Source organism: Arthrobacter sp. 05L44 (assembly GCF_056397605.1).
Genome location: NZ_JBFTNS010000001.1, coordinates 333633 through 350417, shown reverse-complemented (window position 1 = coordinate 350417; position 16785 = coordinate 333633). Strand labels below are relative to the sequence as shown.

The following is a 16785-nucleotide window of genomic DNA, read 5'->3' as shown; positions in this document are numbered from 1 at the left end:
GTGGGGCTCAGCTTTCGGGGAAGGTGCGCGGCGCGGACGGATCCTGGCCGTCCGGTCCGGTCTTGACGCGGGGGATCTGCTGGGTGCGGGGGCTGCGCTGTTTGTCGCGGCGTTCCTTCAGCTTTTCCTTGACCTTGTCCCGCGGGGATTCGTGCATGCCCGCGGAGGGGTCGTGGGTGCGCAGTTCCTCCTGCGCTTCAAGCATGTCCTCCAGCAGGCTGCGGAGCTCGGCGCGGACGTAGTCACGGGTGGCCACTTCGCGCAGGGCGATGCGCAGCGAGGCGAGTTCCCGCGTCAGGTACTCGGTGTCCGAGAGGTTCCGCTCGGCGCGCTGGCGGTCCTGCTGGAGCGAGACCCGGTCCCGGTCGTCCTGGCGGTTCTGGGCGAGCAGCAGCAGGGGAGCGGCGTAGGACGCCTGCAGGGACAGCATCAGGGTCAGCAGCGTGAAGCCGAGGTCCCGGGAGTCGAACTGCCAGTCGGTGGGCGCCCAGGTGTTCCAGGCGAGCCAGAATACACAGAACACGGTCATGTAGACCAGGAACTGCGGGGTGCCCATAAACCGGGCGAAGCCTTCGGTGGCGTGCCCGAACGCGTCCGGGTTGGGGGAGAACTTCGGGAGGATCCGCTGCCGGCCGCTCAGCGGGGTGTCGAGGCTGCCCGTCATCCGGGCACCGGGCCGGGCGTTGGAGTTCCGGGGCGTGCTGATATCAGCCAATGCGGCCTCCAAGCTTCCTTATCGGGGCGTCGTCCTCGTGGGCGCGCCAGTCATCGGGCAACAGATGATCAAGCACGTCATCAACAGTCACCGCCCCGACGAGCCGTCCGTCGTCGTTGACCACGGGGAGTGAGTTGAGGTTGTAAGTGGCCAGGGCACGTGCGACCTCGCTGATGTGGGCCTGGTCAGACACGGGTTCCAGGTTCTTGTCCACGAGGTTGCCCAGCGGCTCCGGCGGCGGGTAGCGCAGCAGTTGCTGGATGTGCACGACGCCGAGGAAACGCCCCGTGGGAGTCTCCAGCGGCGGGCGGGCAATGAAGATCGACGACGCCAGGGCGGGGGAGAGTTCCTCGCGCCGGACGTGGGCCAGCGCCTCGGCAACCGTTGCTTCCGGCGGCAGGATGACCGGGACCGGGGTCATGAGGCCGCCGGCGGTGTCCTCGTCGTATTCGAGCAGGCGGCGCACGTCTTCGGCGCCTTCGGGCTCCATCAGCTGGAGGAGTTCCTCGGCCTGGGCACTGGGGAGTTCGGCGAGGAGGTCGGCGGCGTCGTCGGGGTCCATCTCTTCGAGCACGTCGGCGGCGCGTTCGACGTCGAGCGCGGACAGGATCTCCACCTGGTCGCCCTCCGGCATTTCCTGCAGGACGTCGGCGAGGCGTTCGTCCTGGAGTTCGCTGGCGACTTCAAAGCGGCGCTTGTCGCTCATCTCCTGCAGGGCCTCGGCGAAGTCGGCTGGCTTGAGGTCCTCGTGGGTGGCGACGAACTGGGTGGCGGCCTGGGGTTCCGTGCGGGCGCCCTGCTGCGCGTCGGCCCAGTCGATGATCATGGTCTCGTTGCGGCGCAGCCGGCTCAGCGGGGAGAGGGAGTGGCCGCGGCGGACAAAGAGTTTGCTGACAAACCAGTCCCCCGAGCGGTGCCGGTCCATCGCGATGTCCTCGATGGTCGCGTCCCCGCTGCCGTCGGCCAGGGTCACGCGGCGATCGAACATTTCGGCCACCACCAGCGTTTCCGCGCCGCGTTGTTCGAACCGGCGGAGATTCACCAGCCCGGTGCAGATGACCTGGGTCTGGTCGATGGAGGTAATGCGGGTCATCGGCACGAAGACGCGCTTCTTGCCGGGCACCTCGACGACGATGCCCACCACGTGCGGGGCGCCCCGGTTGCCGCGGGAGAGCACCACAACGTCGCGCAGCCGTCCCAGACGGTCGCCCAGGGGGTCGAAGACGTCCAGTCCGAGGAGGCGCGCGACAAATACCCGCGAAAGAGTTGTGCTCACCCCTACAGGCTACCGAGTCCGCTCTCTTTTAGCTGAATTTGCAGGTACTGCCCAGCCGGATGGGTGAGAATGGGCGTATGTCAAACATTTTTGGTGGTCCTAAGGCCGGTGTTCCCGGCGGGGCGGACGAGTCCCGCACGGTTCCCAAGGGGGACACTGTCGGTTCCTACAACTCCTACCTGGACGCCCAGAAGGCGGTGGACTACCTGGCGGACCAGCAGTTCCCGGTGCAGCTGGTCTCGATCGTCGGTAATGACCTGAAGATGGTGGAGCGCGTCACCGGCCGCCTGACGTACCCCCGCGTTGCGCTCTCCGGTGCGCTGAGCGGCATGTGGTTCGGCCTGTTCGTGGGCGTTATGCTCTCCTTCTTCTCGGAGACCGGCGGCTACTTCTCGATCGTCACCTCGGTCCTGATGGGTGCCGCCTTCTTTATGCTGTTCGGCATCGTCACGTACGCGATGCAGCGGGGCAAGCGCGACTTCACCTCCACCAGCCAGGTTGTGGCCACGAACTACGACGTCGTGGTGGCCTTTGAGGCTGCCCACGAGGCCCGCCGCCTGCTGCACCAGCTTCCCATGACGCATCATGACGCCTCCGCTCCGGTGCGCCAGCAGCCGGACCACCAGCCCCAGTACCAGCCGGGCCCGCAGCAGCCGGGCCAGCCCGGCCACGGCCCGCAGGGCTACGGCCAGCCGGGCCAGGGCCCGCAGGGCTACGGCCAGCCCGGCCAGGGCCAGGCTCCGCAGCGTCCGGCGGGCTGGAGCGACCCCTACGGCCAACGGACCGCCGACGCCGGCCGCGAGCCTGGCGCCAACGGGGAAGCCGTGCAGGAACAGCAGCCGTCCCGCCCCTCCGCCATCGCCTACCCCGACCTGCCCGACGGGCGCCCGCAGTACGGTGTCCGGGTCACGGAGGAGCCCCGGCAGGAGACCCCCCGCCAGGACGCCCCCCGCCGCGAGGGTGACCAGCAGTAGGGACACCTTCACGATAAACGGGAGGGCCGCCGGTTCATCACCGGCGGCCCTCCCTTTTTGTGTCTTCTTATGTGTCTTCCGGCTGCTACGGCTGCTCGGCTTCGACTTCCTGGTAGATGCCGGCCATCCAGGACTCGACGTCGTCGGCCCGGCGCGGCAGCGCGGCGCTCAGGTTGACCGGGCCGTCGGCCGTCATCAGGATGTCGTCCTCGATCCGGACGCCGATGCCGCGGTACTCGGCCGGAATCCCGAGGTCCTCTTCCTTGAAGTAGAGGCCGGGTTCGATCGTGAAGACCATCCCCGGGGTCAGGACACCGTCGAGGTACAGTTCACGCTTGGCCTGGGCGCAGTCGTGCACGTCCAGGCCCAGGTGGTGGCTGGTGCCGTGCGGCATCCAGCGGCGGTGCTGCTGGCCTTCGGAGCTGATGGCCTCCTCAACGGAGACCGGCAGGAGGCCCCACTCGGCGAGGCGCTCGGCCAGCACCGTGGTGGCCGCAGTGTGGATGTCGCGGAACTTCGTGCCGGGCTGCGCGGCGGCAAAGCCGGCGTCGGCGGCGTCGAGCACTGCCTCATAGACCTTGCGCTGGATTTCGGAGAAGGTGCCGTTGGCCGGCAGGGTGCGGGTGATGTCCGCCGTGTACAGGGAATCGGCCTCGACGCCGGCGTCGAGCAGCAGCAGCTCACCGGCGGTGACCTTGCCGGTGTTGCGGGTCCAGTGCAGGACGGTGGCGTTGTTGCCGGAGGCGGCTATGGTGTCGTAGCCGAGTTCGTTGCCCTCTTCGCGGGCCCGGGCGAAGAACGCGCCTTCGACCACGCGCTCGCCGCGGTGGTGGGTCAGGGCCCGCGGCAGGGCCTTGACCACTTCGGTGAAGCCCTGGACCGTGGCGGCCACAGCGGTCTTCATCTGTTCGACCTCCCACTCGTCCTTGATCAGGCGCAGCTCGGAGAGGGCTTCGCTGAGCTTCTCGTCCAGGGCGTCCAGGACACCCAGGTCCAGGTTCTCCGGATCCTTCGCGGTGTTGTAGCGGGCGGTGTCCACCAGCGCGTCGATGTTCTCATCCACCTTGCGCACCAGCCGGATGGAGGTGCCGCCGATTTCAGGGGCGCCGACGTTCTTGGTGATGGCGAGCTCGAGTTCGCCGAGGTCGGCGGTCTCCAGGCCCAGCTTGGCCTTGAACTCGGCGAGGGTGGGACGGGCGCCGATCCAGAACTCGCCGGAGCGCGAGTCGGCGTAGAACTGCTCGGTGTCGCGGCCGGCCAGGGGCCGGAAGTACAGCGTCGCGCGGTGGTGGCCGCCGTCGTCGCCGGCACCTTCATCGGTGGGCTCGAGGATCAGCACAGCGTCGGGCTCGTGGTCCAGGCCCAGGCCGGTGAGGTGCGCGAAGCCTGAGTGCGGGCGGAACCGGTAGTCGCAGTCGTTGGAGCGGACCTTCAACGGGCCGGCGGGGATGACCAGGCGTTCACCTTTGAACAGCTCGGAGATGGCTCGACGGCGGGCCGCGGCGTGGCCGGCGACGGCATCCAGCTCGGGGAGCTGGTCCGGGGCCGGAGCCCAATTGCTGGCCATAAATGCCTTGAAGGCGTCGGAACTGGGCCGCTGTGAGCGGTTGTTGACGCGCTCCTCGAGGGGCTGGGAAGTGGAGACTTGGGTGTTATCTGCATCGTTCACCGTCCCATAGTCTCACCAGCGGCGCGGCTTAGGCCAACAAGCCGCCCCGGCGGATCTACTAGGCTGGGCAGGTGAGGATTGACCTGCATGCCCACTCGAACGTTTCCGATGGCACCCAGCCCCCAGCGGGGGTGATCGCGTCGGCTGCGGAGGCGGGGCTCGACGTCGTCGCCCTGACCGATCACGACTCCACCGACGGCTGGGCAGAGGCCTCGGCCGCGGCGCGGAACCTCGGCGTGGCACTGGTCCCCGGGATGGAAGTCTCCTGCCGGACCAGTGAGGGCATCAGCGTGCACCTCCTCAGCTACCTCCACGACCCCGCACACCCCGGGCTGCTGGAGGAAATCACCAAAGCCAAGGACGCCCGGTTCACCCGCGCCGAACGAATGGTCAGCCTGCTCGCCGAGGACTACCCGCTGAGCTGGGACGACGTCATCCACCACGTAGCCCCGGGCGCCACCCTGGGCCGCCCGCACATCGCCGACGCCCTGGTGGCCGCGGGTGTTGTGGCGGACCGCAGCGAGGCCTTCGAGACCATCCTGACCTCGCGCTCCCGGTACTGGGTGCAGCACTACGCGCCGGATCCGGCATACGCCGTCGAACTGGTCCGCGACGCCGGCGGTGTGCCGGTCTTCGCGCATCCGGTGGCGTCCTCCCGCGGACGGGTAGTGGGGGAGCGCACCTATCGGGAGATGATCGACGCCGGCCTGGCCGGGCTCGAGATCGACCACCGGGACAACCCGGAAGAGGGCAGGGTGTTCCTGCGCCGCCTCGCCGAACAGCACGGCCTGCTGGTGACCGGCTCCTCGGACTACCACGGGGCCGGGAAACCGAACCTGCTGGGCGAGAACCTGACCGCCCCGGAGGTGCTGGCCCGGATCGAGGAACAGGCCAGCGGAACGTCCGTGGTGCGCTGATGGACTGGATTGACCTTCAGCTCCTGGCCTCGGTGATCGTCACGCTGTTCGTGATCATGGACCCGCCCGGCACCGTTCCGATCTTTATGTCCCTGACCGCCCAGATGGATGCCCGGGACCGCAACCGTTCCGCGCTGCAGGCGCTGCTGGTGGCGACCGGCGTGATCGTGACGTTCGCGATTTTCGGGCAGTCCATCCTCAATTACATGCACATCTCGCTGGCGGCGCTGCAGGGCGCGGGCGGCCTGCTGCTGGTGCTCATCGCGCTGCAGCTGCTCACCGGTTCCACCGGCGGCGAGGAGAACGCGGCCAAGTACAAAAACGTCGCCTTTGTGCCGCTGGGGACCCCGCTGATGGCGGGCCCCGGCGCGATTGTGGCGGTCATGGTTTTCGTTCAGCGTTCGGGAAGCATGGCGCAGTACCTCGCCGTCGGGCTTGGCATTGCGGTCACGCTCGCATCCCTGTACCTGGCGATGCGGTTCGCCGGCCTTGTGCAGCGCGCGCTGGGCGAGAACGGCGTCGAGCTGGTCACCCGGATCGCCGGCCTGCTGCTGTCCGCGATCGCCGTGCAGATGATTGCCGACGCCGTGCACGCGTTCGTCAAGAGCTGGACCTGACGACGGCGCCTGCCGGCCAGCAGCCGAAGGGCTAGCTGGGGACCGCCGGCGGTTCGGCTTCCGGCTGGGCCGTGAACTCGGCGTATGCGCCCAGCCGTTTGGCCATCACGTCCACGGCAGCCTGGTTCTGGTCCACGCAGACGAACTTCCTGCCGAGCTTGGCCGCTACGGCGCCCAGCGTGCCCGAACCGGCGAAGAAATCCAGGCACCAGTCGCCGGGCCGGGATGAGGCGGCGACCACCCGCCGGATCAGGCCTTCGGGTTTCTGCGTCGGGTAGCCGGTTTTTTCCTTGCCGGTGGGGGAGACGATCGTGTGCCACCAGACGTCGGTGGGCAGCTTGCCCAGTTCCCGCTTGGCCGGTGTCACCAGCCCGGGCGCCATGTACGGTTCACGGTCCACCTCGGCGCTGTCGAAATGGTATTTCGCCGGGTTCTTCACGTAGACGAGGATGTTGTCGTGCTTGGTGGGCCAGCGGAACTTGGCGCGGGCGCCGTAGTCGTAGGCCCAGATGATTTCGTTCAGGAAGCACTCCCGGCCGAAGATCGCATCGAGCATGACCTTGGCGTAGTGCACCTCGCGGTAATCCAGGTGCAGGTACAGCGTGCCGTCATCGGCCAGCAGCCGCCACGCTTCGACCAGCCGCGGCTCCAAAAAGGACCAGTAGTCGCTGAAGGCGTCGTCGTAGCTGTGCAGCGCACCCTTGATGGTGTCGTAGGAGCGGCCCTTGAAGCCGACACGGTCGCCCTCGCCCCCGGCATTCAGCACCATTTTGGTTTCCTGGCGCCGCTGGACACGCCCGGTGTTAAACGGCGGGTCCACGTAAATGAGTGTGAAGGCGCCGTCCGGCAGCGTCGGGAGGTACTCCGCGTTGTCCGCGTGTACCACCAGATTGCTGCCGTCCGGCGCCCAGACGGTGTCAGCCATGGTGCGGGTTAGGCCTCGGTGCCGCGTGCCGTAGCTCCGCCCTGTGCCTCGCCGGCCACCACTTCGCCGTTGCGGCGGCGGGTGCGGGTGCGGCGGCGGGCACGGGTGGCCCGGTCTACCTCGGTGGGGGCGCCGGCGGTTGCCGCAGCGCGGCCCGTTGCCTCGGCGGGTGCCGCGGCGGTGGTGTCCTTTTCCGGCGTACGACGTCGGCGCTCACCGGAGCGGCCGCCTTCGCGCGATCCTTCGCGGGCGCCGTCACGGCCGCCTTCGCGGTTGCCCTCGCGGTTGCCTTCGCGGTTGCCTGAACGGCCGCCCTCACGGGGCGCACGGCCGCCGTCGCGTCCGCCGGTCCTGGACCCGTCACGGCCGCCGGCCGGCGCGCCGCCGCGGGCGTTCTTCTTGCCGGTCTCGCCCAGATCCTCGAGGACTTCGGCGTCCACACCGGCAAGCACGCGCTTGTCCCGGGGCAGGCGGCCCTTGGTGCCCTCGGGAATGTCGAGCTCCTCGTACAGGTGCGGGGAAGAGGAGTAGGTTTCGACCGGTTCGGGGTAGCTCAGGCCCAGGGCCTTGTTGATCAGGCCCCAGCGCGGCATGTCATCCCAGTCGACGAAGGTCACGGCGGTGCCCTTGTTGCCGGCGCGGCCGGTGCGGCCAACGCGGTGCAGGTAGATCTTCTCGTCTTCGACGCACTGGTAGTTGATGACGTGCGTGACGTCGTCGACGTCGATGCCGCGGGCCGCGACGTCGGTGGCGACAAGGACGTCCACCTTGTTGTTGCGGAAGGCGCGCAGCGCCTGTTCGCGGGCGCCCTGGCCGAGGTCGCCGTGGATGGCGGCCGCGGCGAACCCGCGGTCCACGAGTTCCTCGGCAACCTTCGCGGCGGTGCGCTTGGTCTTGGTGAAGATGATGGTCCGGCCGCGGCCGCGGGCCTGCAGGATGCGGGCCACCACCTCCACCTTGTCCATGCTGTGGGCGCGGTAGATCAACTGGCGGATGTCGCGCTTGGTCAGGCCCTCATCCTCGGGGTCCGCCGCGCGGATGTGGGTGGGCTGGGTCATGTACCGCCGCGCCATTGCGATGACCGGGCCGGGCATGGTGGCCGAGAACAGCAGCGTCTGGCGGACGGCCGGGGTTCCGGCGATCAGGGTCTCGACGTCGGGCAGGAAGCCGAGGTCCAGCATTTCGTCGGCCTCGTCCAGGATGACCATTTTGACGTTCTTGAGGACCAGGTGCTTCTGCTTGTAGAGGTCGATCAGGCGGCCGGGGGTGCCGACGACGACCTCGACGCCCTGCTGCAGCGCCTCGACCTGCGGCTCGTAGGCGCGGCCGCCGTAGATGGTGGTGATCCGGGCGTTGCGCTTGCGGGAGGCGGTCTGCAGGTCGCTGGCGACCTGGACGGCGAGCTCACGGGTCGGCACGATCACGAGGGCCTGGGGCGCGCCGGGGGCGGGCAGCGCGGCGTAGCCGGCGTCGTCGCGGCCGATCACACGCTGCAGCGCCGGGATGCCGAAGCCGAGGGTCTTGCCGGTACCGGTCTTGGCCTGGCCGATGATGTCGTGGCCGCCGAGGGCGACGGGCAGGGTCATGGCCTGGATCGGGAACGGGTGGGTGATGCCGGCGTCCGCCAGGGATTCAACGATGTCGGCGCGGACGTTGTAGTCGGCGAACGACTTTTCCGCGATTTCGTGGGGGGTCTCGTCAGAGATGATGGTCTCTTCCGGCTCGATCGTTTCCGTGCCGGATTCGTCGGTCAGAAGCTGGTGCGTGTGCAATTCACTCACAGGGGAGTTTCCTTATTCATTTGGGCTGCGCTGCTTGCTCGACGGGGCCGGCCGGGCGGCCGTTCCGGAGCACGCACAGGCGCGCAAGCATGTCCAGTGGAAGCCGATCGCGGGCTATCTAGGTGCTGGCACTGGGACCAGCGGGTGTGTCTCAAGATCGCGTAGGGGCGGGCTTGTTGAATTCATAAAAAATGGAAATCAACGACCGGGCATCCATTACTACCGTTCCAGTCTAGCTGTTCGGCGTTCGGAACCCCGACGGCGGCTGGCAGCGGCGCGGCACAGGCCACACCGGCTCCGGGTGCGGTGTTGGGCCCGGACGGGGTAATTCAGCCCACCAGCTCCAGCCGGACCTCCCGCGTGACGATGTCCGCGGATACCACACGCACCCGCACCTGGGTGCCGGACTCCAGCTCGCCGGGGCAGCGTGCCGTCACCGCGGGCTCGGCGATCTGGACGATCCCGGACGGGCCGTTGCCGTTCCCGTTTCCATTCGCGTTGCCGTTGCCGTTGGCGTTGGCCGGGGCACCATTCGCACCGTTCGCACCATTCGCGCCATTCGCGCCGTTGGGTGCACCGTTTTTGGCCGGCTTCGATCCGGAGATGACGACGGCGTCGAACTCCTGGCCGACGTGGTTGATGAGCAGGGCGGCCTCCACTGTGTCCAGCGCCAGCCGCTCGAGTTTGGCGGCCAACTGGTCGGAGGCGGCCATGATCGCCGGCAGGGAGGGCAGTGCCTCGCGGGCCCACCCTGGAACCTCGTCGCCGTTGGACAGCGCCTCGCAGATGACGAGGACAAACCGGTCGATCAGGCGGCGCAGCGGGGCCGTTGAGTGGGCGTACGCCGCCCCGATGGCGGACTGGATGGCGTCCTCGGGAACCACGCCGTCGAACGGGGTGTAGCCGGCGCCGCGGAACAGCATCCCGGCCGAGTGCACAATGGCCAATTGGCGCGGGTCGGTGGGATCCAGGGTCCGCAGGTATTCCCCGTAGCTGATCCGGCCGTCCCACGGCTTGCCGAGGGCGCCGGTCTGGCGCCGGAAGTGCCGGAGCGAGCGCTCATCGGGGGCCGGCATGGTGCGCAGGATGCCCACCTTGCCCTGCAGCATCAGCTCGGCGGCGGCCATCCCGGTCATCAGGGAAATCTGGGCGTTCCAGTCTTCCACCGGCAGCGGCGGGGCGGCGACGATCCGGTAGCCGCCGTCGGGCAGCTGCTCAATTTCCTGTTCGGGAATATTCAGGCTTGCCCCGCCGCGGGCGCGCTCGAGCTCCACCCGTTTGCTGCCCACCTCCTTGAGCAGCTGCAGCACGGGCGCGGCGGTCCCGGCGTCGAGGTCCGCCTGCACACCGTGGTAGCTGAGCTTGGCACGGCTGCGGACCTGCGCCCGCCGGACCCGCACCGAGGACACCTCGGCGGCCGCGTCGAGGTCGAACTCCCAGACGAAAGCGGCGCAGAGCTGGTCGGCGAGGAGGCTGCCGGCGGCCTCGCTGATGATCTCGGGGTGCAGCGGGATCCGGCCGTCCGGGGTGTAGAACGTCTGCCCGCGGCGCCTGGTCTCGGCGTCGAGTGCACCGCCGGGAGCCACGAAGGAGGGGACATCGGCAATCGCGTAGAACACCTTGTAGCCGTCACCGGAGCGGTCGATGTACAGGGCCTGGTCCAGGTCCGTGGAGGACGCCGGATCAATGGTTACGAACTCCACGTGCGTCAGGTCCAGGCCGGGCAGCTCATGGCCGGCCACGGCGGCCTCGGCGTCCCGCCGCGCGTCGGCCGGGAACGGTCCCGGCAGTTCCAGGACGGTGCGCAGCGCGTTAAGCGCCTGGGCCAGCTGGTTCTGCTGCTGTCGGACGCTCGGAGTCAGGCGATGATGAGACACGGAATCAGGGTAGCCCGATTTCCGCCGCTAGTGTTGAAGCATGAGCACCTCCCCGGATGAGCCCGCCCGCTTCAACCGTTTCCGCAGGGACCTGCTGGGCGTTATGGCCTACGGGGAGTTGTCGGCGTTCGAACGGCTCTCCTCCGACGCCCGGTATTCGCCCACCCTGCACGACCGGTCCGTGCTGGGCCGCCTTGCCGTCATCGAGTTCCAGCACTTCGAGCTGGTCTGCGCGAAACTGGCCGAACTCGGCGTGGACGCGGAGGAGGCGATGCAGCCGTTCCAGGCCTCGGTGGACCACTTCCATGAGCGCACCCGGCCCGCCGACTGGTACGAGTCACTGATGAAGGCGTACGTGATCGACACGGTCTCCGCCGACTTTTACCGGCGGGTTTCGGGTTATGTGGACGCCGGGACGGCCGGCCTGATCGAGCAGGTCCAGTCCGCAGGCGACGCGACGGCCGTGCTCCGGGAGCGGCTGAAGGCGGCGCTGGCCGATGACCCGCGGCTGGCCTCCCGGCTGGCCCTGTGGGCCCGGCGGTTGCTCGGCGAGGCGCTCACCCAGGCCCAACGGGTCAGTGTGGACCACGCGTTCCTCGACGGGCTGGCCGGTGAGGACCCGGCCCGGGCCGGTGAGCTCGCCCGGGAGCTCACCGCGGAACTCGCCGCCGGGCACTCCCGCCGGATGTCCGGGCTGGGGCTCGCGGGCTAGCTAGCCGACGTCGGAATCCGCGCCGGCGTCGAGCGCGGCGAGCAGGGCGCGCGCTGCGCCCGCCGGGTCCGCGGCCTCGGTGATCGCCCGGACCACCACAATCCTGCGGGCCCCGGCGTCGACCACCTGCTCCACGTTGCCCAGATCGATCCCGCCGATCGCGAACCACGGCACCACTCCGGAGACCTTGCCGACGCCGGCTTCCGAGGCCCGCCAAATCGCCGCGGCGGCGTACCGCACCAGGTCCGTTCCGACCGCGGCGCGGCCAGGCTTGGTGGGCGTCGCCCAGACCGGCCCCACGCAGAAGTAGTCCAAGCCGGTCCGGCCCGGGGAGGCGGCGATGGCCGCGTCCACCTGGTCCGGCGTGTGGGTGGACATGCCGATCACCGTGTTCTTGCCCAGGAAGTCGCGGGCCGCCGTGAACGGAATGTCCTTCTGGCCGATGTGGAAGACCGGCGCACCCGCCAGCGAGGCGAGGTCGGCGCGGTCATTGACGGCCCACAGCCGGCCGTGCCGCTGCGCCGTGGCGTGCAGGACCCCGAGGAGCTCCAGTTCCTCGGCCGCCTCCAGCGACTTGTCCCGCAACTGGATGATGTCCACCCCGCCGGCAAAGGCAGCGTCGACAAAATCTTCAAAGTCCCCGCGCTCTTTCCGTGCATCAGTGCACAGATACAGGCGGGCGGTGGTGTGCAGGTCCTGGCTCATATCCCAAGCGTAGTTCCTCTAAACTGGGCGCATACCGCGGGAGCCCGCGGGCCGTACGCGGCCGCCGGGCTGAGAGGGCGTCAGAGCCGACCGCTTGACCTGATCCGGTTAGTACCGGCGTAGGGAAGGAAACCATGACCCCACCAGCCGTACCGTACGACGTCGCCGTGATCGGCGGGGGAGTGATCGGCCACGGAATCGCCTGGGCAGCGCGCCGCTCCGGCCGGACTGTGGCCCTCATCGATGATGCCCCTGGCAGCGGCGCCAGCTGGGCCGCCGCCGGCATGCTGGCGCCGGTCAGCGAACTGCACTACCAGGAGGAAGACCTCCTGGCCCTGATGCTCGAAGGCTCCAGGCTGTGGCCGGCCTTCGCCGCCAGCCTGGCCGACGGCGCGCCCGGGGGCCTGCCCGACGGCGGCCCGCAGCCGGGCAGCACCGGCTACAGCACGACGCCGACCCTCGCCGTCGGCGTGGACGCCGCCGACCGCCGGGCGCTCACCGACCTGCGGGAGGTGCAGCTGGCGTGCGGCCTGGCCGTGGACCCCCTGACGGTGCGGGAGGCACGGTCCCGGGAGCCCCTCCTGAGCCCCGGCATCTCCTGCGCCTTCGCCATCCCCGCCGACCACCAGGTGGACCCGCGGCGGCTGCTGGCACGGATGGGGCGTCTGCTGGCCGCCGACCCAGAATTCGTGGCCGTGCCGAGCCGGGCGGCCGCCCTGCTCTGGGATGACGGCCGCGTCGCCGGGGCCCGGCTGGAGGGCGGGGGAGATATCCGCGCCACCGAAACGGTCGTGGCCAACGGCCTCGGCGCAACCGATCTGCAGGCCCTGCCGCAGGGGCTGGTGCTGCCGCTGCGCCCCGTCTACGGTGACATCCTCAGGCTGCGGGTGCCGCCCCGGCTCCGTCCCTTGCTGGGCTCCACGGTCCGGGGGCTGGTCCGCGGGGTCCCGGTGTACATCGTGCCCCGGGACGACGGCACGGTGGTGATCGGCGCGACCCAGCGCGAGGACGCACCTTCGACCGCCAGCGCGGTCTCGGCCGGCGGCGTCTACCAGCTCCTGCGTGACGCCCAGCAGCTTCTTCCGGCGGTCGCCGAACTCGAACTGCTGGAAGCCACAGCGCGGGCGCGGCCGGGCACACCGGACAACGCCCCGCTGATCGGGCGGGTCGCCGGTCCGGGGGATGGCCCTGACATCGAGGGCCTGATCATCGCCACCGGGTTCTTCCGGCACGGGGTCCTGCTGACTCCGGCCGCCGCGGCGATCTGCCAGGCGTTGCTGGACGGCCGGCCGGATCCGCGCTGGGCCCGGTTCCGCCCCGACCGCTTTCCCCGCCCCCAGGCCGCGGCCCATAGATTCTCAGCAAAAGACAGGACACCAGCATGAACATCAGGCTCAACGGAGCACAGCACGCCGTCGCCGACGGCGCCACCGTCAGCGCCCTGGTCAGCGGGGTCACCGGACGGCCGCTTGCCGCCAACGGCCAGGCCACGGACGGGCGGAAGCTCGGCGTCGCGGTCGCCCGCAACGCCGAGGTGGTCCCGCGCAGCCAATGGCACGCGACGGCGCTCGCCGAGGGCGACGACGTCGAACTCGTCACCGCAGTGCAGGGAGGATAAACGCCATGGAAGAGACCGTACTGACCCAGACCGAGCCGGGCCGTGACCTGCTGACCGTGGACGGCGTCGACCTGCGCTCGCGGCTGATCATGGGCACCGGAGGCGCGCCCAGCCTCGACGGACTGGGCGCCGCGCTGGTGGCCTCCGGCACCGAGCTCACCACGGTGGCCATGCGCCGCTACTCCCCGGCCGAGAGCGGATCGCTGTTCCAGCTGCTGGCGGACCACAACATCCGGGTGCTGCCCAACACCGCCGGCTGCTTCACCGCCCGGGACGCCGTGCTTACCGCCGAACTGGCACGGGAAGCCCTGGAGACGGACTGGGTGAAGCTCGAAGTCATCGCCGATGAGCACACCCTGCTGCCGGACGCCCTGGAACTGGTGGAGGCAACGGAGCAGCTGGTGGGCCGTGGCTTCAAGGTTTTTGCCTACACCAATGACGACCCCGTCCTGGCGCTCCGGCTTGAGCACCTGGGTGCCGCCGCCGTGATGCCCCTGGGCGCCCCGATCGGCACGGGGCTGGGCATCCTGAACCCGCACAACATCGAGCTGATCGTGTCCCGGGCCTCGGTGCCGGTGGTGCTTGACGCCGGCATCGGCACCGCGTCCGACGCGGCGCTCGCCATGGAGCTGGGCTGCGACGCCGTGCTGCTGGCCACCGCCGTCACCCGGGCGCAGGACCCTGCCCTGATGGGCGAGGCATTCAAGCACGCCGTCATCGCCGGGCGCCTGGCACGGCTGGCGGGCCGGATTCCGCGGCGGGAACACGCGCTCGCGTCCTCCGCCATGGAGGGCCGTGCCGAGTTCCTCTAGCCGCAGCGGGCCACGGAAACGTACTGCAGGGTAGTTGAGCACTGTTGCGGAAACGGCAACGTGTCTATTGTGTCCCTTAGACCGCGGCACACCGTGGTCTGCAGGTCGCCGGCACGTCCCGGGAAGCCTTCCCGCACCGGGGGCCCGTCTCGAGGAGGAGGCGACGATGTCCAGTCCTGATGTGCCAACGCGGGGGCCGGCCAAGCCCGGCCCGTACGTGATTTCCGGAATTCTGTTGCTGATCGCGATCGTGGTTCCGTTATTTGTACCCGGATACTCCTTCGACCAGCCGCGCCTGGCGGGTATCCCGTTCTTCTACTGGTACCAAATGGCCTGGATCCCGGTCACCGCGGCCCTGGTGGGCATCTCCTATTGGCTGGTGACCAAGGAGGACCGCCGGCGGCGTGAAGCTGTCCGGGGCCAGGCCGGGATGGGGGAGGAACGATGAACCCCGCAGCCGTGCCCCTGGCAGCACCGGACCGGCCGGTCGACGGTGTGGCTCTGACCATTGTGATCGTCCTCTTTGTCCTGGTCGCCGCCCTCGGCTTCTTCGCCGCGCGGTGGCGGCGGGAGGAAAACACCGGCCTGCACAGCCTGGACGAGTGGGGCCTGGGCGGCCGCGGCTTCGGCACCTGGGTGACCTGGTTCCTGCTGGGCGGCGACCTCTACACCGCGTATACCTTTGTGGCCGTTCCCGCGGCCATGTGGGCCACCGGAGCCGTGAGCGGCTTCTTCGCCGTCCCCTACACGATCGTGCTGTACCCCATCGTGTTCCTGCTGATGAGCAGGCTGTGGTCCGTCTCGCACCGGCACGGTTTTGTCACGCCGGCGGACTTCGTCGGCGGCCGCTACGGCAGCAAGGCGCTGACACTCGCCGTCGCCGTCACCGGGATCGTCGCCACCATGCCCTACATCGCCCTGCAACTGGTGGGCATCAAAGCGGTGCTCACCGTCCTCGGACTGGGCAGCGCCGAGAACGTCCTGCTGACAGACCTGCCGCTGATCATCGCGTTTGTGGTCCTGGCGGCCTACACGTACACCTCGGGCCTCCGCGCTCCGGCCCTGATCGCCGTCGTGAAGGACCTCCTGATCTACCTTGCGGTGATCGTCGCGGTGATCTACCTGCCCATCAAGTTCGGCGGCTGGGGCACCATCTTCGACGCCGCCCAGACGAAGCTCGGGACCGTCAACCCGGCCACGGGCAAACCGGCGGGGGCCTTTATCCCGGGCGCCGCCAGCTACTCGGCGTACTGGACGCTGGCCCTCGGCTCCGCCCTGGCCCTGTTTATGTACCCGCACTCGATCACCGGCGTCCTGGCCACCAAGAGCCGGAACACCATCCGCCGGAACGCCGCAGTGCTGCCGCTCTACTCGCTCATGCTGGGGTTCCTTGCACTGCTGGGCTACGCGGCCATCTACGCGGGGACTAAACCGACCGACCTGAACGGGACCATCAACCCGCAGCTGGTGGTGCCGCAGCTGTTCCTGGACCACTTCCCGTCCTGGTTCGCCGGGATTGCGCTCGCCGCGATCGCCATCGGTGCCCTGGTGCCGGCGGCCATCATGTCCATCGCCGCCGCCAACCTGTTCACCCGGAACATCTACCGGGACCTGATCAAGCCCGACGCCACCCCCCGCCAGGAAGCGAGCGTTTCCAAGATCGCATCCCTCGTGGTGAAGTTCGGTGCCCTGATCTTCGTGATCGCGATGGACCAGTCCGCAGCAATCAACATGCAGCTGCTCGGCGGGATCTGGATCCTGCAGACCTTCCCGGCGATCGTGGCCGGGCTCTACACCCGGTGGTTCCACCGCCGGGCACTGTTCATCGGCTGGGCGGCCGGCATCCTGTACGGCACCATCGCTGCGTACAACGTGGTCAACCCCGTGACGAAGGCCCACTTCGGCGGGTCCATCGCGGCGATCCCGGGCACCGACATCCAGGTGTACATCGCGGTGGTGGCGTTCGCCATCAACCTGATCGTCGCGGCCGTCCTGACGGCGCTCTTCCGGGCCATGAAAGTCCGGGAAGGCACGGACATCACCCGGTCCTCGGACTACGGCGCCGACGAGAACGATCCCAAGGTGGCCCAACTCCAGCGCGAGCACCCGCTGGCCGAGCCGGGAGGCCCCACGTACTGACCAGCAGGAGACACGTACTGACCAGCAGTAGACATCGGCCGGAAAACA

16 protein-coding genes and 1 riboswitch are annotated in these 16785 nt (G+C 69.1%); of the genes, 9 read left to right on the top strand and 7 right to left on the bottom strand.

The window, feature by feature from the left end; all coding sequences use genetic code 11:
• Window positions 1–7 precede the first annotated feature (7 nt).
• Both AC1DHY_RS01570 and AC1DHY_RS01565 read right to left on the bottom strand, forming a co-directional pair.
• Window positions 8–727: a DUF1003 domain-containing protein gene (locus AC1DHY_RS01570; protein ID WP_476878388.1), complete on the bottom strand. Its 720-nt coding sequence runs from the start codon at window positions 725–727 to the stop codon at window positions 8–10.
• Entirely contained in the window at window positions 708–1991 is a 1284-nt protein-coding gene (locus tag AC1DHY_RS01565; protein WP_476878387.1) for a magnesium transporter MgtE N-terminal domain-containing protein, read from the bottom strand. The genes AC1DHY_RS01570 and AC1DHY_RS01565 overlap by 20 nt, the downstream gene beginning before the upstream one ends.
• 77 nt (window positions 1992–2068) lie before the next feature.
• Between AC1DHY_RS01565 and AC1DHY_RS01560 the strand changes: the two genes are divergently transcribed.
• The gene (locus AC1DHY_RS01560; RefSeq protein ID WP_476878386.1) at window positions 2069–2965 is read left to right on the top strand and encodes a YflT domain-containing protein; all 897 of its coding nucleotides are present in this window, start codon (window positions 2069–2071) and stop codon (window positions 2963–2965) included.
• Window positions 2966–3050: 85 nt separating this feature from the next.
• Here AC1DHY_RS01560 and AC1DHY_RS01555 read toward each other — a convergent pair whose 3' ends face one another.
• Window positions 3051–4634 carry an aminopeptidase P family protein gene (locus AC1DHY_RS01555; protein ID WP_476903065.1) on the bottom strand — a complete coding sequence of 528 codons (1584 nt, stop codon included), beginning with the start codon at window positions 4632–4634 and terminating at the stop codon, window positions 3051–3053.
• Window positions 4635–4705: 71 nt separating this feature from the next.
• On the opposite strand from AC1DHY_RS01555, the gene AC1DHY_RS01550 reads away from it, so the two are divergent.
• The gene (locus tag AC1DHY_RS01550) at window positions 4706–5551 is read left to right on the top strand and encodes a PHP domain-containing protein (RefSeq protein ID WP_476903064.1); all 846 of its coding nucleotides are present in this window, start codon (window positions 4706–4708) and stop codon (window positions 5549–5551) included.
• Between the two features lie 8 nt (window positions 5552–5559).
• Window positions 5560–6168: a MarC family protein gene (locus AC1DHY_RS01545; RefSeq protein ID WP_476903261.1), complete on the top strand. Its 609-nt coding sequence runs from the start codon at window positions 5560–5562 to the stop codon at window positions 6166–6168.
• A gap of 31 nt (window positions 6169–6199) precedes the next feature.
• Here the strand turns inward: AC1DHY_RS01545 and AC1DHY_RS01540 are convergent, their stop codons facing one another.
• From AC1DHY_RS01540 to AC1DHY_RS01530, 3 genes are all read right to left on the bottom strand, one after another.
• On the bottom strand, window positions 6200–7093 hold the full coding sequence (locus tag AC1DHY_RS01540; protein WP_476880508.1) for a DNA-methyltransferase: 894 nt from the start codon (window positions 7091–7093) through the stop codon (window positions 6200–6202).
• 8 nt (window positions 7094–7101) lie between these two features.
• On the bottom strand, window positions 7102–8874 hold the full coding sequence (locus AC1DHY_RS01535) for a DEAD/DEAH box helicase (protein ID WP_476903063.1): 1773 nt from the start codon (window positions 8872–8874) through the stop codon (window positions 7102–7104).
• Between the two features lie 329 nt (window positions 8875–9203).
• Window positions 9204–10751 (bottom strand): RNB domain-containing ribonuclease, encoded by a 1548-nt coding sequence (locus AC1DHY_RS01530; protein WP_476878206.1) that lies wholly within the window; start codon window positions 10749–10751, stop codon window positions 9204–9206.
• Between the two features lie 40 nt (window positions 10752–10791).
• On the opposite strand from AC1DHY_RS01530, the gene AC1DHY_RS01525 reads away from it, so the two are divergent.
• Window positions 10792–11463, top strand: a complete 672-nt coding sequence (locus AC1DHY_RS01525) for a ferritin-like fold-containing protein (RefSeq protein WP_476903062.1) — start codon at window positions 10792–10794, stop codon at window positions 11461–11463.
• Here the strand turns inward: AC1DHY_RS01525 and thiE are convergent, their stop codons facing one another.
• Window positions 11464–12168 carry a thiamine phosphate synthase gene (gene thiE, locus AC1DHY_RS01520; RefSeq protein ID WP_476878208.1) on the bottom strand — a complete coding sequence of 235 codons (705 nt, stop codon included), beginning with the start codon at window positions 12166–12168 and terminating at the stop codon, window positions 11464–11466.
• Window positions 12169–12194: 26 nt separating this feature from the next.
• Window positions 12195–12312, top strand: a riboswitch (TPP riboswitch).
• Here thiE and thiO point away from each other — a divergent pair.
• From thiO to mctP, 5 genes are all read left to right on the top strand, one after another.
• Window positions 12303–13553, top strand: coding sequence for a glycine oxidase ThiO (gene thiO, locus AC1DHY_RS01515; RefSeq protein WP_476878209.1), 1251 nt, complete (start codon window positions 12303–12305; stop codon window positions 13551–13553). Its footprint overlaps the riboswitch before it by 10 nt.
• Window positions 13550–13786, top strand: coding sequence for a sulfur carrier protein ThiS (thiS, locus tag AC1DHY_RS01510; RefSeq protein WP_476878210.1), 237 nt, complete (start codon window positions 13550–13552; stop codon window positions 13784–13786). The genes thiO and thiS overlap by 4 nt, the downstream gene beginning before the upstream one ends.
• A 5-nt stretch (window positions 13787–13791) precedes the next feature.
• Window positions 13792–14598, top strand: coding sequence for a thiazole synthase (locus tag AC1DHY_RS01505; protein ID WP_476878211.1), 807 nt, complete (start codon window positions 13792–13794; stop codon window positions 14596–14598).
• A 166-nt stretch (window positions 14599–14764) separates the two neighbouring features.
• A complete protein-coding gene (locus tag AC1DHY_RS01500) occupies window positions 14765–15046 on the top strand; it encodes a DUF3311 domain-containing protein (protein ID WP_476878212.1) in 282 nt (93 codons plus the stop codon).
• Window positions 15043–16737: a monocarboxylate uptake permease MctP gene (mctP, locus tag AC1DHY_RS01495; protein ID WP_476878213.1), complete on the top strand. Its 1695-nt coding sequence runs from the start codon at window positions 15043–15045 to the stop codon at window positions 16735–16737. The genes AC1DHY_RS01500 and mctP overlap by 4 nt, the downstream gene beginning before the upstream one ends.
• The last annotated feature ends 48 nt before the right edge of the window (window positions 16738–16785 follow it).

Bases quoted from the DNA above. Each gene is read 5' to 3' on its own strand.
- AC1DHY_RS01560 (WP_476878386.1), top strand. From the start codon at position 2,069: ATGTCAAACATTTTTGGTGGTCCTAAGGCCGGTGTTCCCGGCGGGGCG.
- AC1DHY_RS01540 (WP_476880508.1), bottom strand. From the start codon at position 7,093: ATGGCTGACACCGTCTGGGCGCCGGACGGCAGCAATCTGGTGGTACAC.
- AC1DHY_RS01525 (WP_476903062.1), top strand. From the start codon at position 10,792: ATGAGCACCTCCCCGGATGAGCCCGCCCGCTTCAACCGTTTCCGCAGG.
- thiE (WP_476878208.1), bottom strand. From the start codon at position 12,168: ATGAGCCAGGACCTGCACACCACCGCCCGCCTGTATCTGTGCACTGAT.
- thiO (WP_476878209.1), top strand. From the start codon at position 12,303: ATGACCCCACCAGCCGTACCGTACGACGTCGCCGTGATCGGCGGGGGA.
- thiS (WP_476878210.1), top strand. From the start codon at position 13,550: ATGAACATCAGGCTCAACGGAGCACAGCACGCCGTCGCCGACGGCGCC.
- AC1DHY_RS01505 (WP_476878211.1), top strand. From the start codon at position 13,792: ATGGAAGAGACCGTACTGACCCAGACCGAGCCGGGCCGTGACCTGCTG.
- AC1DHY_RS01500 (WP_476878212.1), top strand. From the start codon at position 14,765: ATGTCCAGTCCTGATGTGCCAACGCGGGGGCCGGCCAAGCCCGGCCCG.
- mctP (WP_476878213.1), top strand. From the start codon at position 15,043: ATGAACCCCGCAGCCGTGCCCCTGGCAGCACCGGACCGGCCGGTCGAC.